Origin of the sequence: Frigoribacterium sp. CFBP 13707 (assembly GCF_014842245.1) — a bacterium.
GTDB classification, from domain to species: Bacteria; Actinomycetota; Actinomycetes; order Actinomycetales; family Microbacteriaceae; genus Frigoribacterium; species Frigoribacterium endophyticum.
The window spans coordinates 599,348-613,866 of record NZ_JACYVL010000001.1 but is presented as its reverse complement, the minus strand read 5'-3'; the positions used below and the strand labels follow the sequence as shown (position 1 = coordinate 613,866).

The window sequence follows — 14,519 nt, the reverse complement described above, 5'->3', positions numbered from 1 at the left end:
GCGGGTCAGTCGCGGGCGGTGATGCCGAACGTCGAGCTCTCGAGGGCCGTGAAGTTGCCCACGGTGGCCCGGAGCACGCACTGCGGGGCGATCGACAGCGCCGTCACGACGAGGCCGTCGGTCGAGACCGCCAGGGCCCCGGAGCACCCGTCGGCGAAGCGCACGCCCGCCTCGCCGCCGGCGACGTCCTGCAGCATCTGCGAGGGCGTGCCCGTGCTGGGGCTCGTGTAGAGCGGGTTCAGCTCGTCGGGGCCGCTCGGCCAGACGGGCACCAGGGTGACCGGCAGGGCCGTCTGGCTGACGGTGCGCGACGGGGTCGTCACGACGACGTCGCGGAGGCGCTGCACCGGGTACGCCGTGCCGCTCACGCGGTCCGACCCGACGGCCTCGCTGGTCGCGGTCGCCGCGGCGTCCAGCCACTCGTCGAGCGCCGCGGCGTCCGCCACGGCGAGGGGGAACGTCGCCTCGACCTCGACCGAGCCGCCGGCGGGCACCTCGACGCCCGACACCGTCCAGCCGCACGGTGCCGAGACGCCCGTCAGCGACGGCTGGTTGCGGGTCGCCGAGACGGGCCCCTCGGTGGAGCTCCACCGCACGGGCGGGCACGCGGCGTCGGAGTCGAGCCCCGGCACGACCTCGAGCAGCGGGCCCGAGAGGGGTGCGGCCTGCGCCGACCAGGTGATCGCCAGGGTCACCGTGCCGGCGGCGGTGTCCGAGGAGGCGTCGCGCGAGACCCCGAGGCCGGTCGGCAGCGCCTGGTCCTGCTGGTTCGCCGAGGCGCTGGCCGTGGCGGGCGCGGACGCCTCGCCGCCCATCCCGGACGGCACGAGCACGACGAGGCCCACGACCAGCGCGACGACGAGCAGCACGCCGACGCCGCCGAGGGCCGCGACGCGTCCGGTGAGCCAGCCGGGTCGCGACCCGGCGAGCTGACGGACGCGCTCGAGCCGCGTGGGCGGGGGAGCGTCGACGACCGTGGCCGGCTCGGCGACGGGGCGTCGCAGCGGCCGCACCACGGTGGCCGAGCCGTCCGTGCCCAGGTCGGGCCGCGCCTCCTGCACCTCGGGTGCGACGTCGGTGCCGTGGGCGAGCGCGCTCTCGAGCTCGGCGGTCGACCCGTCGGAGGCGCCGCCTCCCGGGGCCGCGGCGCCGCGCACGATCGTCGCCGGACGCTCGATCTCGTCGAAGCCCTCGGGCGCCTCGACGGCGGCCAGCGCGGGCAGGTCGGCGTGGGCGGCGGCGAGGCGGCGCAGGCGCTCGGCGGCCACGGCCGCGGCGGGGCGCGCAGACGGGTCCTTGGCGAGCAGGCCGTCGATCGCCGCCCAGACGTCGCCCGGCAGGTCGAGCCGCGGGGGAGTCGAGGTGACGTGGCGGTAGGCGACGGTGAAGTCGGTGCCCGGACCGGCGAACGGCGTGCGCCCCGCGAGCAGCTGGTAGAGCATGACGCCGGTCGCGTAGACGTCGCCGGCGGGCCCCGAGCGCCCGTTGCTGATGAGCTCGGGCGCCATGTACTGCGGGGTGCCGAGGAGGCCGGTCGTGCGGCGGTCCTGTTCGCCGACGACGGAGGCGATGCCGAAGTCGCTGACGCGCACGGCGCCCGCGAGCCCCGGGTGCCAGGGCTCGGCGAGCAGCACGTTGTCGGGCTTCACGTCGCGGTGCGAGACGTCGCGCTGGTGGGCGGCGGCGAGAGCGTCGAGCACCTCGGCCGCGATGGTCAGGGCGTCGCGGGCGGGCAGCGGGCCGGACTGCTCGAGCAGGTCGCCGACCGAGCCGCCGGGCACGAGGTCCATGACGATGGCGAGCCGGTCGCCCTCGACCACGAGGTCGCGAACGCGGACGATGCCGGGGTGCCGCAGCGAGACGAGCACCGAGCGCTCGCGCACGAATCGCTCGACGAGCCCGGGGTCGGCGGCGTGCTCGGGCTTCAGCAGCTTGGCGGCGACCTGGTCGTCGTGCGGAGCGACCGTGGCGCGCCACACCTCGCCCGCCGCTCCCGAGCCGATCAGCTCGACGAGGCGGTACGACGCCCCCAGGGCCTCGCCGGATCGCGACTGCGCCACGTCTCCCCCTTCCCCCTCGGACGGCGGGGCCCCCGCCGTCGCCCCGGGGCCCATCCTACGGCGACGCCCCCTCGTCGGCAGGCCCGAGACGGTGCCGTGGCCGACCCCGAGCGGGGGTCAGCGCGTCAGCGCCTGCACGAGGCTCTCCTGCAGGTAGCCGAGCCAGTCGAAGACGTCGTTCATCACGAGGGCGGCCGGGTCGTCGGTCGGCGCCGGCCCTCCGTCGGTCACGCCGAGTCGGCTGCCGAGCACCAGCCGCAGGTCGGTCAGGGTGCGCAGCCACGACTGCTGCCCGGCCTCGTCGAGCCGCGAGGTCGGCGGCGGGCCGAGGTCGTCGAGCACCCGTCGGGCGTTCGCGACCTTGCGGGCGGTCAGGTCGTCGGCGGTGAACCTGCGGAACTCGGCCGCCGCCTCCTCGTCGTCCGGGTACGCGGAGGGCAGGAGGCGCGCCATGGCCGGGTCGCCGGGGTCGCCGCCCTCGAGCACGGTCACGAGCTGCGCGACGAGGTCGGCCAGCAGGGCACGTTCGTGGTCGGGCAGCGTCAGCTCCATGCCGTCCCGGCCGCGACGGAAGGGGATCACTCGTCGGCCTTCGAGACGGTCGCCCAGAGGCCGAAGTCGTGCATCGCCTCGACGTGCCGCTCCATCTCCTCGCGCGGGCCGGTGGCGACGACGGCCCTGCCGGTGGTGTGCACCTGCATCATCAGCCGCTCCGACTCGCGGGCCGAGTAGCCGAAGTAGCTGCGGAAGACGTAGCTCACGTACGACATCAGGTTGACCGGGTCGTCCCAGACCAGCGTGACCCACGGGCGGTCGGGCGCGACGAGGAGGCGCGGGTCGGTCTCGGTGCCGACGCGCGTGTCGTCCAGGGTCTGCGTCACGCCCCCCAGCGTGCCACGCCGCGGCGGTCCGCACGACCGCCTCCGCGCCTCCCGCGCCCCTGCCCGCGGAGGTATGCTCGACGGGTCGCGACTGGCGTTCAGATGGTCGACCATCGGGGAGCGACGCACACACGGTACGTGGCCGTACGCCTGGGCCACCACGCCACCTGAAGAACCGGCACCTCGTGCCGCCCTCGTCCCGTGACCGTGTAGAGAGAGCCCTGCCATGACCCCCCAGAAGACGCCCTCGACCTTCAACGCCCCGCTCAGCGAGGTCGACCCCGAGATCGCCGCGGTGCTCGAGCAGGAGCTCGGCCGTCAGCGCGACTACCTCGAGATGATCGCCTCCGAGAACTTCGTGCCGCGGGCCGTGCTCGAGTCGCAGGGCTCGGTGCTGACGAACAAGTACGCCGAGGGCTACCCGGGGCGTCGCTACTACGGCGGCTGCGAGTTCGTCGACGTCGCCGAGAACCTCGCCATCGAGCGGGCCAAGACGCTGTTCGGCGCCGACTTCGCCAACGTCCAGCCGCACTCGGGCGCCCAGGCCAACGCCGCCGTGCTCTCCGCCATCGCCAGCATCGGCGACACCATCCTGGGCCTCGAGCTCGCCCACGGCGGCCACCTGACCCACGGCATGAAGCTCAACTTCTCCGGCAAGATGTACAAGGCCGTGGCCTACGAGGTCGACCCCGAGACGTACCTCATCGACATGGAGACCGTGCGTCGCCAGGCGCTCGAGCACAAGCCGAAGGTCATCATCGCCGGCTGGTCGGCCTACCCGCGCCAGCTCGACTTCGCGGCCTTCCGCGCCATCGCCGACGAGGTCGGCGCGTACCTCTGGGTCGACATGGCGCACTTCGCCGGCCTCGTCGCCGCGGGCCTGCACCCGTCGCCGCTGCCCCACGCCCACGTCGTCTCGTCGACGGTGCACAAGACCCTGGCCGGCCCGCGCTCGGGCGTGATCCTGTCGAACCACGAGCCGCTCTTCAAGAAGCTCAACTCCGCGGTCTTCCCCGGCCAGCAGGGCGGCCCGCTGATGCACGTCATCGCGGCCAAGGCCACGGCCTTCAAGCTCGCGGCCGAGCCCGAGTTCAAGGACCGCCAGGAGCGCACCATCCGCGGCGCCCAGCTGCTCGCCGCCCGCCTCACCGCGCCCGACGCGAAGGCGGCCGGCATCGACGTGCTCACCGGCGGCACCGACGTGCACCTCGTGCTCGTCGACCTCCGCGCCAGCGAGGTCGACGGCAAGCAGGCGGAAGACCTCCTGCACCAGGTCGGCATCACCGTCAACCGGAACTCCGTCCCGTGGGATCCTCGCCCGCCGATGGTCACCTCCGGCGTCCGGATCGGCACGCCGGCGCTCGCGACCCGCGGCTTCGACGACGCGGAGTTCACCGAGGTCGCCGACGTCATCGCCCTGGCGCTGATGCCCGAGCCCGACATCGAGGCCCTCGCGGCGCGCGTGAAGGCGCTCACCGACGCGTTCCCGCTCTACGCGTGAGCGCCGGCGTCGGGCCGGGAGCCGCGGTCGACGCGGCACCCGGCGCTCCCGCGACGGCACCCGTCGAGCCCGCTGACCGCCCGCTCATCGCGGGGCCGGGCAGCGCGGTGAAGATCGACGGCACGGCCCTCGCGGCCGCCGTCAAGGCTGACCTCCGCGTCCGGGTCGACGCGCTGCGCGCCCGCGGCGTGGTGCCCGGGCTCGGCACGATCCTCGTGGGGGCCAACCCCGGGTCGCTGTCGTACGTGGCCGGCAAGCACCGCGACTGCGCGGAGGTCGGCATCGAGTCGATCCGCCTCGACCTGCCCGACACGGCCAGCGAGGCGGAGATCCGCGCGGCGATCGAGACGATGAACGCCGACCCCGCCGTCACCGCCTTCATCATCCAGCTGCCGCTGCCCGAGGGCATCGACCCGACGGCGATGCTCGAGCTGATGGACCCGGCGAAGGACGCCGACGGCCTCCACCCCGTCAACCTCGGCGAGCTCGTGCTCGCGGTGCCCGGCGGCAAGGGCTCGATCGACACGCCCCTGCCGTGCACGCCGCGCGGCATCGTCGAGATGCTGCGCGCCTACGACGTGCCGATCGCGGGCCGTCACGTGACGATCATCGGCCAGGGCCTCACCGTCGGGCGGCCGCTCGGCCTGCTGCTCACCCGCCTCGAGGCGACGGCCACCCTCACGCACTCGCGCACGGTCGACGTCGCGGCCGAGGTGCGCCGCGCCGACATCGTCATCGCGGCGGCCGGCGTGGCCGGGCTGGTGCAGCCCGACTGGGTCGCCCCCGGGGCGACCGTGATCGACGTGGGCATCACGCGCGTGCTCGTCGAGGAGACGGGCAAGTACAAGCTGCGGGGCGACGTCGACCCGGCGGTGGCGCAGGTCGCCGGTGCCCTGTCGCCGGTGCCGGGCGGCGTCGGCCCGATGACCCGGGCGATGCTGCTGAAGAACGTCGTGGAGGNGGCGAGTCCGAGGAAGGCGGGCCACCACGGTGGCCCGCCTTCGTCGTACTCGCCCGTCGTCGAGGGTGCCGGTGGCGCCGGCTAGCGCCGGCTAGCGCCGGCTGGCGCCGCTGGGCGCCGGCCGGCACCAGCCGGCCCGCCCGGCGGCCGCGGCCGCCCGCGCCTAGCTCTCGCGGCGCGCGCCCTCGGCAGGGTGCACGGTGAAGATCGTCGGGGCGGTGTAGCCCGCCTCGGCGAAGGCCGCCGTGACGGCCTCGGCCACCGCGTCGCGCTGGTCGCTCGGCACGAGGGCGATGGCCGACCCGCCGAAGCCGCCGCCCGTCATGCGGGCCCCGACCGCGCCGGAGCGCTGGGCGGTCGCGACCGCGAGGTCGAGCTGCGGCACCGAGATCTCGAAGTCGTCGCGCATCGACACGTGCGAGGCGTCGAGCAGGGCGCCGATGGCCGCCGGGCCCTCGGTGCGCAGCGTGCGCACGGTGTCGAGCACGCGCTGGTTCTCGGTGACGACGTGGCGCACGCGGCGGTAGGTCTCGTCGTCGAGCAGGTCGGAGGCGCGCGGCAGGTCGTCGACGTAGAGGTCGCGCAGCGAGGTGACGCCGAGCGCCTCCGCCCCGCGTTCGCACGACGCCCGGCGGTCGACGTACCCGCCGGTGGCGTGGGCGTGCTCGACGTGGGTGTCGACCACGAGGATCTCGAGCCCGGCGGCCGCGAAGCCCAGGTCGACGACGTCGGCCTCGAGGCTGCGGCAGTCGAGGAAGACCGCGGAGTCGGCCCGGCCGAGCAGCGACGCCGACTGGTCCATGATGCCGGTGGGCGCGCCCACCGCGTCGTTCTCGGCGAGCTGGCCGACCGCGGCGAGGGTGGGGCGGTTCACCTCGAGCGACCAGAGCTCGGTGACGGCGACGGCGACGGAGCACTCGAGGGCCGCCGACGACGAGAGGCCCGCGCCGATGGGCACGTCGGACTCGACGAAGACGTCGAGGCCGGAGGCGGCCGACAGGTCGATCGACGACACGTCGCCGCCGGCCGCCGTGAAGGCGGGGGCGTCGGCGTGCTGCGGGGCGACCGACAGGGCCCAGGCGATGCCGAAGACGTAGGCCGACCAGCCCGACATGGCCGAGGGGTCGAGCTCGTCGAGCGAGATCTCGTGGACTCCCTCGTCGAAGGTGCTCGCGACGCGGAGGAGGCGGTCGTCGCGACGGCCGACCGTGACGACGGTCCGCTTGTCGATCGCGAACGGCAGCACGAAGCCGTCGTTGTAGTCGGTGTGCTCGCCGATGAGGTTCACCCGGCCGGGCGCCGACCACGTGCCGGCCACGGGGGAGTCGAAGACGGAGGCGTAGCTGCGGGCCTGACCCGTGCCTCCCGGGGTGTCGGTGGTGGTCATGCGCGCGTCATCGCCTCTCTCAGTCGGTCGGCCTGGGCCTCGGGCACGAGGTCGCCCACCCAGGCTCCCATCGCGGCCTCGGAGCCGGCCAGGAACTTCAGCCTCGTCTCGGCCCGGCGGGGCGAGGTGATCTGCAGCATGAGCCGCACGGTGTCGCGGCCGACCGAGACCGGCGCCTGGTGCCAGGCGGCGATGTAGGGCGTCTCGTCGCCGTAGAGAGCGTCGAGGCCGCGCAGCAGCGTCTTGTACATGACCGCGAGCTCGTCGCGCTCGTCGCTCGTGAGGCCGGCGAAGTCGGGCACGTGGCGGTGCGGCAGCAGGTGGATCTCGATGGGCCAGCGCGCCGCGAACGGCACGAAGGCGGTGAAGTGCTCGCCGGCCAGCACGACGCGGGGCCCCTGGCGCTCGCTCTCGAGCAGGTCGTGGAAGAGGTCGGGGCCGTAGGCCTCGATGCTCCGCAGCAGCGACGCGGTGCGAGGGGTGACGTAGGGGTAGGCGTAGATCTGGCCGTGGGGGTGGTGCAGGGTCACGCCGATGGCCTGGCCGCGGTTCTCGAACGGGAAGACCTGCTCGACGCCGGGCAGCGCGCTGAGCGCCTCGGTGCGGTGCGCCCAGGCCTCGACCACCGTGCGGGCGCGCGAGTCGCTGAGGGTCGCGAAGGAGCCGACGGTGTCGGGGCTGAAGCAGACGACCTCGCAGCGGCCGACGCTGCGGCGCACACGGCCGAGGCCGATCTCGGCGAGGTCGTCGAGCCCGGCGGGGGCGTCGGGATCGGTCAGCGCGGGGCCGAACGACGGCGAGCGGTTCTCGAACACGGCGACGTCGTACACGTCGGGGATCTCGGAGGGGTTCGTCTCGCTGGCGGGCGCGAGCGGGTCGAGCTCGGCCGGGGGGAGGAAGACGCGGTTCTGGCGCGACGCCGCGATCGACACCCAGTCGCCGGTGAGCGGGTCCTGTCGCATCGAGGCGGTCTCGGGCCGCGGGTCGAGCACGCGCGAGTCGACACGGCGCTCGCTGCCGAGCGTCGTGTCGGCGTCGTCGAACCAGATCAGCTCGCGACCGTCGGCCAGGGTCGACGTGCGGACGGCGATGGGTGCCATTGTCCCTCCTCGGGGTCGGCGCTCCCACGGCTGCAGCCTGCATTTGCGAAAGCAGGTGAAAGCATACGAAGATGACCCCGTGAACGCCAAATCCGCCGACCAGCCCCTCCCGGGCGAGCGGCGGCGCGACCGCATCGCCGACCTCGTCGGCCGCCGGGGCTTCGTCCGCACCGCCGAGCTCGCCCGCGAGTTCCGGCTCTCCGAGGTCACCATCCGCACCGACCTCGAGAGCCTCGCCGCCGACGGGCTCGTCTCGCGCGTGCACGGCGGCGCGCTCTCGGTCGACCGCCCGGTGGTCGAGCGCCCCTTCGAGGAGGAGAGCGCGGTCGGCATCGACGCCAAGCACGCGATCGGCGTGCGGGCCGCGGCCCTGGTGCGGTCGGGCGACTGCGTCGTGCTCGACGTCGGCACGACGACCACGCAGATCGCGCTGGCGCTGCTCGAGCGGCACGAGCTCGAGGGCGTCGTCGTCGTGACCAACAGCCTGACGATCGCCCTCGCCCTCGAGCAGGCGGTGCCGCGCTTCACGGTGATCGTCTCGGGCGGCACGCTCCGGCCGCTCCAGCACTCCCTGGTGAACCCGCTCGCGACCACGGTCTTCTCGGCGATCACGGCCGACATCGCCTTCATCGGCTGCACCGGGGTGCACCCCGACCACGGCGTCACGAACGTCAACCTGCCCGAGACCGACCTCAAGCGGCTCATGACGACGACGTCCCGACGCAGCTACATCGTCGCCGACGGGAGCAAGCTGGGGGAGGCGCACCTCGGCGTCATCGGCCCCCTCGACGTGTTCGAGGGGCTCGTGACCGCCGGGGCCGACGAGCACCGGGTCACCGCCCTGCGCGCCGCGGGCCTGACCGTGGTCGAGGCCGACCACGACGACGAGAGAGGACGACCGTGACGAGCTCACCCACCGGAGACCAGCTGCACCTGCGCCGAGAGGTCGACGGCCGCGTCGTCGAGGGCGTGGTGACCTCCGTCGCCGCCGGCCTGCGGTCGCTGACCGTCGACGGCCGCGCGCTGACCGAGACCTTCCCCGACACGGTCGTGCCGCCGTCGGCGTGCGGCATCACGCTCTTCCCGTGGCCGAACCGCGTCGACGGCGGCCGCTGGTCGCTCGACGGCGAGGCGCAGCAGCTCGACATCACCGAGCCGTCGAAGGGCAACGCCAGCCACGGCCTGCTGCGGTACACCAGCTACCGCCTCGTCGAGCGCGACGAGCACGCGGTCACCCAGGCGGCGACGGTCTACCCGCAGCACGGCTGGCCGCTGCAGCTCGACCTGACGGTGCGGCACGAGCTCGTCGCCGACGGGCTGCGGGTCAGCTACGAGGTCGAGAACGTCGGCGCGCGGCCGGCGCCGTTCGCGGTGGGGGCGCACCCCTTCCTCCGCGTGGGCGACGTCGACGTGGCCGACCTCACCGTGTCGCTCGACGCGGCGACGCGCTTCGTCGTCGACGAGCGCGGCGTCCCCACCGGCACCGAGCCGGTCGAGGGCACCGCCTACGACCTCCGCGGAGCGCCGGTGGTCGGCGACCTCGACCTCGACACCCCCTACCGTGACGTCGCACCGGGCGACGACGGCGTCCGTCGCACCCGCCTGACGGCTCCGGACGGCACGGCGACCGAGCTCTGGCAGGACGCCTCGTTCGGCTACGTGCAGGTGTTCACCCCGCGCAACTTCCCCCGCGACGGCGTCGTCGGCCTGGCCGTGGCCGCCGAGCCGATGACGGCGCCGCCGAACGCCCTCGCGACCGGCGAGGGGCTCCTCCGCCTCGAGCCGGGCGAGCGCTGGTCGGGCTCCTGGGGCATCCGCCACGTCGCGGGCTGACCGGGCGTCGGGCGTGGGGGCGGCAGCCGGGCCGACCCGCGCCTCCGCCTGGCCCTGTCCGGAGGCGCGGGTCGGGTGACCAGCAAATTGTCCTAATTGCGCAAGTTGCTGGGAATCCTTCTGCGGCGGGGGCGAATCGGGGTAGCGTGTCGACTCGTTCCGGCTGGTTACCGGACGAACGCCGTCGACGTAGACGCAGGCCGCTCTTTTCCTGATCCGAATGGCGTCCTGCATCGTCGGCGCACGTGCCCCCGCCCGCGCACCGCGCTCGGCGGGGGCACGCCTCTTCCTCCCCGGGGCCCTGCTCGGCGGCGCTCCCTCACGCCCTGGTGGCGCCTCCGTCGAGCCCCGGTCGGGCATCGTCCCCGTGCGAGGGGCACTCGGAATGGGGGACGCGGGGCCGCTCCCGCCGGTGGTTTGATCGATCTCGGGTAAGCGACAGGAGATCCTCTCGGATCCCGCGCGAGGTGGCCCGATTCGGGTCGGGCCACCTGAACCCCTCCGGGTTCGCCAGGGCGACGCCCCGCACCGGAGAACTGCTGGTCATGCCCCAAGTCGACTCCGGCCCCGCAGAGACCACCCGGGTGGTGTCCCCCGGAACGGCCCTGAGATGGTGAGATCCCCTCCCGTCGTGCCGCGAGATGGCGTACGCTCGTCGGGTACCGGGCGGTGACCAGACGCCCGGTGTCGGGGGCAGGATTCGGGTCCGCGCCCCTGCGGTGGGGCCGCCACGTAGGGGTACGTGATGACGGCCCCACCCTCGCACGTCGGAGGCCCTCCCCGAGTCGGGGAGGGCCTCCTGTGCGTCACGCGCGTGCGTCGTGGGCCCCGTGGGGCTCGAACCCACGACCCGCGGATTAAAAGTCCGATGCTCTACCAACTGAGCTAGAGGCCCCTGCGCGCTCAACGATACGGGATGCCGCGCGTCCTCGGCGGCCGGCCCGCGCCTCCCCGACTGTGTCGTCGGAAAGCGAGAGGGATCCGGCCGAGGGGGACCGTTCCACGGCGCAGCTCTCGTGTCTCGTGGTCGATCTCTCTCAAATTTGAGAGAAAGAGGGCGAGCTGAGAAGGGGTGGAGGGCCCGGGAAGACCGGATGGGCCGAGGGGGCCCGACCGGCATCGACCCGCGCCTCCCCGGCTCCCGCTCCGCCCTCAGCGAAGCGGCGGCGCCCGCCCGCACGTCGCCCGGCGACCGCGCCTAAGCTCTGCGTGATGCCTCGCGAATTCCACCGTCCCACCCAGTTCTCCGGCGCCCAGTTCGAGGCGTACCAGGGCGGCGACGACCCGGCGACGCTGAACCGGGTCGCCCACGAGTCGGCCGCGGCCCTCGTCGCGCGGGTGAAGGACGACCCGAACCCCGAGATCCTCGACCGCCTGGTCAGCTACACCGACCTGCACGGCATCGACGCGGTCGCCGAGCTGTGGGCGCACGCCGCCGCACACACGCTGCCCGGCGCGCTGTGGCGCATCTACCTCGTCCGTGCCGTCATCCGGCAGGCCCCCGACGAGGTGGCCCTGCTCTTCGACCGCGGCGTCACGGCCTCGTCCACCATCGACCCGATCGTCGCGGGCGCGCCGGCCCCGGCCAGCCCGGAGGAGGTCGTCGAGCTCGCCGACCTCATCCTCCGCGGCGTCTTCGTCGGGGACTTCGCCCTCGCCCTCGAGCGGGGTGCGGCGTTCTGCCGGCTCGCCGCCGCGGGCGCCACGAGCGTCGCCGACGACCAGGACTCGATCGGCTCCGACCTCGCGACCACCCTGACCCGACGGGCGCTCCGCTTCTCCGAGCTCGCCGTCGACCTCACCGCCTGTGCCGCGCTCTGGCGCGACGGCGGCCTCGCGTAGCGACCGGGGCAGAGCAGCAGAGCAGACCGGCGCAACAGGACCGCTCAGGAGGCGCGCCGCCGTTCGCACCCGGCGAACCCTGTGACGAGCCCCGGCTCGGGCGGCTAAACTCGTCCAGGTCGGGCCGCAGTAACCCCGGGCTCCAAATTCAGCCGCTTCGAGCGGACTCGCGCCGAGAGGCGTTCCTGCGGTCCGGCACCCTCGTCCTCCGGGCACGCCCCGTCGAGGCCCACCGCGCCTCCCGGCGAGGCCCCCGCTCCGCGACCGTCGTCGTGCATCTCTCGTCCCCCGGGCGAAACTCGCCCAATCCGGGTGCTCCCCGGTGCCGAACCATTGACGTGAGGGATCGTGCAGATCCTCCGCCCGACACGGCCCCCTACGGCCCGCCGGGCGGGCTGCTCCCTCCGCGGGTCCGGGCCTCATCGCCATCCCAGACGGCCTCGCGGAGGGGCGGTCCCACACCGTCACGATCCCGTGACGGACCCGAGCGACCAGGGGATCGAGGTGAGACCTGACATATGCTGAAACTCGTGACCCGTGAAACCGAGACTCCGGAGGACGATCTCCGGCCGTCGACTCCCGACGAGCTGCTGACCAGGGTCGCCGGCGGAGACCAGCTCGCGTTCGCCGAGCTCTACGACCAGACCGCACCGCGTGTGCTGGGGCTCGTCAAGCGCCTCCTGAAGGACCACGCGCAGAGCGAGGAGGTCACCCAGGAGGTGTTCCTCGAGATCTGGCAGACGGCCACCCGGTTCGACACCGCCCGGGGCAGCGCCTCGAGCTGGATGCTCACCATGGCCCACCGCCGCGCCGTCGACCGGGTCCGTGCCTCGCAGGCCGGCCGCGACCGCGACCTGCGCATCGGGGTCCGAGACCTCGACACCGACTTCGACTCGGTCACCGAGTCCGTCGAGATCCGCATCGAGCACGAGCGGGTCGAACGCGCCCTGGGGCGCCTCACCGAACTCCAGCGCCAGGCCGTCCGGCTGGCGTACTACGGCGGCTACAGCCACAGCGAGGTGGCCGCGATGCTGGGGGTGCCGATCGGCACCGTCAAGACGAGACTGCGCGACGGCATGATCCGGCTGCGCGACGAGATGGGGGTGGCCTCGTGACCGACCACGACGAGCCCACGGGCACCGACCGACAGCCCGGCGACGACGAGACGGCGGCCCTCGCGGGCAGCTACGTCCTCAACGCGCTGAGCGACGACGAACGACACGACTTCGAGGCTCTGATGAGCCGCTCCGAGACCACCAGGAAGGAGGTGACCGGCATGAGCGAGACCGTCCTGCTGCTCGCCCACGCGGCGACGCCGGTCGCCCCCTCGGCGGCCCTCCGCTCCAGCGTCCTCGACGCGATCCGCACCCTGCCGCAGCTCCCGGCGCAGCAGGCCTCGGTCGCCCCCGACACCGCAGGAGGCGCGGGTGACGACCACGAGGTCGCTCCCGTCCGCCGGTCGGTGCCCGAGATGGAGCCCTCCGAGTCCGAGACCGCGGGCCGCCTCCTCGAGGCGACCGGCACGGCCCGTGCCCGCTGGTTCACCCGCCCCGTCGCGGTGCTCGGCGTGGCCGCGGCCGCTGCCGCCCTGTTCTTCGGCGGCGGCGCGATCCTCCAGCAGGTCTCCGGCCCCGGCCAGGGCACCGAGTCCACCGCGTCGGCCCTCGACGAGATCTACGCGGCGAAGGACTTCCAGCGCTCGGTGGCCGACGTCAGCACCGGCGGCACCGCGACCCTGGTCTGGTCGGAGGACCTCAAGCGCTCGGCGGTCGTCTTCGACGGCCTCACCTCGCTGCCCGGCGACCAGACGTACGAGCTCTGGTACATCGACGAGGCCCGCGGAGCTGTGCCGGCCGGCACGTTCGACACGGCCTCCGACTCCACGGTCACCCAGGTGCTCAAGGGCGAGATGACGCCCGGCGCCACCATCGGCCTCACGGTCGAGCCGGCGGGCGGCTCCGACGCCCCCACCAGCGAGCCGATCATGGCGGTCAGCAGCGCGTAGGGGCCGGCCGCGGCGACGCGACCCTGCCACAGCACGACGGAGGCGGCCCACCAGACCGGTGGACCGCCTCCGTCGTGTTCCCCCCACAGCACGACGGAGGCGGCCCACCAGACCGGTGGGCCGCCTCCGTCGTCGCGTGGTCGGCCCCTGCGGGCCGGGCGTCGATCAGCCGAAGCGGCCGGAGACGTAGTCCTCGGTGGCCTGGACGCTGGGCTTCGAGAACATCGTCGCGGTGTCGTCGTACTCGATGAGCTTGCCGGGCTTGCCGGTGCCGGCGATGTTGAAGAAGGCGGTCTTGTCGCTGACGCGGCTCGCCTGCTGCATGTTGTGGGTCACGATGACGATCGTGTACTCCTGCTTGAGCTCCTCGATGAGGTCCTCGATGGCGAGGGTCGAGATCGGGTCGAGGGCCGAGCAGGGCTCGTCCATCAGCACGACGTCGGGCGAGACCGCGATCGCGCGCGCGATGCAGAGACGCTGCTGCTGACCGCCGGAGAGGCCGTTGCCGGGCTTGTCGAGGCGGTCCTTGACCTCGTTCCAGAGGTTGGCGCCCTGGAGCGACTTCTCGACGAGGTCGTCGGCGTCGCCCTTCGACATGCGGCGGTTGTTGAGCTTGACGCCCGCGAGCACGTTGTCGCGGATGCTCATCGTGGGGAAGGGGTTCGGGCGCTGGAAGACCATGCCCACCTGGCGCCGGACGAGCACCGGGTCGACGCCGGGACCGTAGAGGTCGTTGCCGTCGATCAGCACCTCGCCCTCGACGTACGCGCCGGGGATGACCTCGTGCATGCGGTTGAGCGTGCGGAGGAAGGTCGACTTGCCACAGCCGGAGGGGCCGATGAAGGCCGTGACGGTGCGGGGCTCGATGGTGATGTTGACGTCTTCGACGGCCTTGAACTTGCCGTAGTAGACGTTGAGGTCGTTGACCTCGATGCGCTTGGACACGGTG

The 14,519-nt window shown here is 73.6% G+C and carries 12 protein-coding genes, 1 tRNA gene, 1 pseudogene and 1 riboswitch; of the genes and pseudogenes, 7 read left to right on the top strand and 7 right to left on the bottom strand.

The window, feature by feature from the left end; translation table 11 throughout:
• Positions 1-5 precede the first annotated feature (5 nt).
• The 3 genes from IFT45_RS02765 to clpS form a co-directional block, all read right to left on the bottom strand.
• A complete protein-coding gene (locus IFT45_RS02765) occupies positions 6-2,060 on the bottom strand; it encodes a protein kinase (RefSeq protein ID WP_192126562.1) in 2,055 nt (684 codons plus the stop codon).
• A 117-nt stretch (positions 2,061-2,177) separates the two neighbouring features.
• Positions 2,178-2,642 carry a DUF2017 domain-containing protein gene (locus IFT45_RS02760; RefSeq protein ID WP_371810857.1) on the bottom strand — a complete coding sequence of 155 codons (465 nt, stop codon included), beginning with the start codon at positions 2,640-2,642 and terminating at the stop codon, positions 2,178-2,180.
• Positions 2,639-2,941 (bottom strand): ATP-dependent Clp protease adapter ClpS, encoded by a 303-nt coding sequence (clpS, locus tag IFT45_RS02755; protein ID WP_056057109.1) that lies wholly within the window; start codon positions 2,939-2,941, stop codon positions 2,639-2,641. Before clpS ends, IFT45_RS02760 begins: the two co-directional genes overlap by 4 nt.
• 77 nt (positions 2,942-3,018) lie before the next feature.
• Positions 3,019-3,104, top strand: a riboswitch (ZMP/ZTP riboswitch).
• Between the two features lie 63 nt (positions 3,105-3,167).
• On the opposite strand from clpS, the gene glyA reads away from it, so the two are divergent.
• Positions 3,168-4,442, top strand: coding sequence for a serine hydroxymethyltransferase (gene glyA, locus IFT45_RS02750; RefSeq protein ID WP_056057107.1), 1,275 nt, complete (start codon positions 3,168-3,170; stop codon positions 4,440-4,442).
• An 86-nt stretch (positions 4,443-4,528) separates the two neighbouring features.
• A pseudogene (locus tag IFT45_RS02745) lies at positions 4,529-5,402 on the top strand (bifunctional methylenetetrahydrofolate dehydrogenase/methenyltetrahydrofolate cyclohydrolase); the annotation flags it as partial.
• Positions 5,403-5,566: 164 nt separating this feature from the next.
• On the opposite strand, the gene galK reads toward IFT45_RS02745, so the two are convergent.
• Both galK and galT read right to left on the bottom strand, forming a co-directional pair.
• Positions 5,567-6,790 carry a galactokinase gene (gene galK, locus IFT45_RS02740; RefSeq protein WP_192126560.1) on the bottom strand — a complete coding sequence of 408 codons (1,224 nt, stop codon included), beginning with the start codon at positions 6,788-6,790 and terminating at the stop codon, positions 5,567-5,569.
• A complete protein-coding gene (gene galT, locus IFT45_RS02735; RefSeq protein WP_192126558.1) occupies positions 6,787-7,890 on the bottom strand; it encodes a galactose-1-phosphate uridylyltransferase in 1,104 nt (367 codons plus the stop codon). The genes galK and galT overlap by 4 nt, the downstream gene beginning before the upstream one ends.
• 79 nt (positions 7,891-7,969) lie before the next feature.
• Here galT and IFT45_RS02730 point away from each other — a divergent pair, with 79 nt between their 5' ends.
• Together IFT45_RS02730 and IFT45_RS02725 are read left to right on the top strand one after the other, a co-directional pair.
• A complete protein-coding gene (locus tag IFT45_RS02730) occupies positions 7,970-8,794 on the top strand; it encodes a DeoR/GlpR family DNA-binding transcription regulator (protein WP_255465524.1) in 825 nt (274 codons plus the stop codon).
• Positions 8,791-9,723, top strand: a complete 933-nt coding sequence (locus IFT45_RS02725) for an aldose 1-epimerase family protein (RefSeq protein WP_192126556.1) — start codon at positions 8,791-8,793, stop codon at positions 9,721-9,723. Before IFT45_RS02730 ends, IFT45_RS02725 begins: the two co-directional genes overlap by 4 nt.
• An 822-nt stretch (positions 9,724-10,545) precedes the next feature.
• On the opposite strand, the gene IFT45_RS02720 is transcribed toward IFT45_RS02725, so the two are convergent.
• A tRNA-Lys gene (locus IFT45_RS02720) sits at positions 10,546-10,618 on the bottom strand.
• Positions 10,619-10,935: 317 nt separating this feature from the next.
• Here IFT45_RS02720 and IFT45_RS02715 point away from each other — a divergent pair.
• The 3 genes from IFT45_RS02715 (at position 10,936) to IFT45_RS02705 (ending at position 13,570) form a co-directional block, all read left to right on the top strand.
• Positions 10,936-11,565: a hypothetical protein gene (locus IFT45_RS02715; RefSeq protein WP_056057098.1), complete on the top strand. Its 630-nt coding sequence runs from the start codon at positions 10,936-10,938 to the stop codon at positions 11,563-11,565.
• A 518-nt stretch (positions 11,566-12,083) separates the two neighbouring features.
• Positions 12,084-12,680, top strand: coding sequence for a sigma-70 family RNA polymerase sigma factor (locus tag IFT45_RS02710; protein ID WP_082514589.1), 597 nt, complete (start codon positions 12,084-12,086; stop codon positions 12,678-12,680).
• On the top strand, positions 12,677-13,570 hold the full coding sequence (locus IFT45_RS02705) for an anti-sigma factor domain-containing protein (protein ID WP_192046282.1): 894 nt from the start codon (positions 12,677-12,679) through the stop codon (positions 13,568-13,570). Before IFT45_RS02710 ends, IFT45_RS02705 begins: the two co-directional genes overlap by 4 nt.
• Before the next feature lie 165 nt (positions 13,571-13,735).
• Here the strand turns inward: IFT45_RS02705 and pstB are convergent, their stop codons facing one another.
• Positions 13,736-14,515: a phosphate ABC transporter ATP-binding protein PstB gene (gene pstB, locus IFT45_RS02700; protein WP_056057094.1), complete on the bottom strand. Its 780-nt coding sequence runs from the start codon at positions 14,513-14,515 to the stop codon at positions 13,736-13,738.
• Positions 14,516-14,519 lie beyond the last annotated feature (4 nt).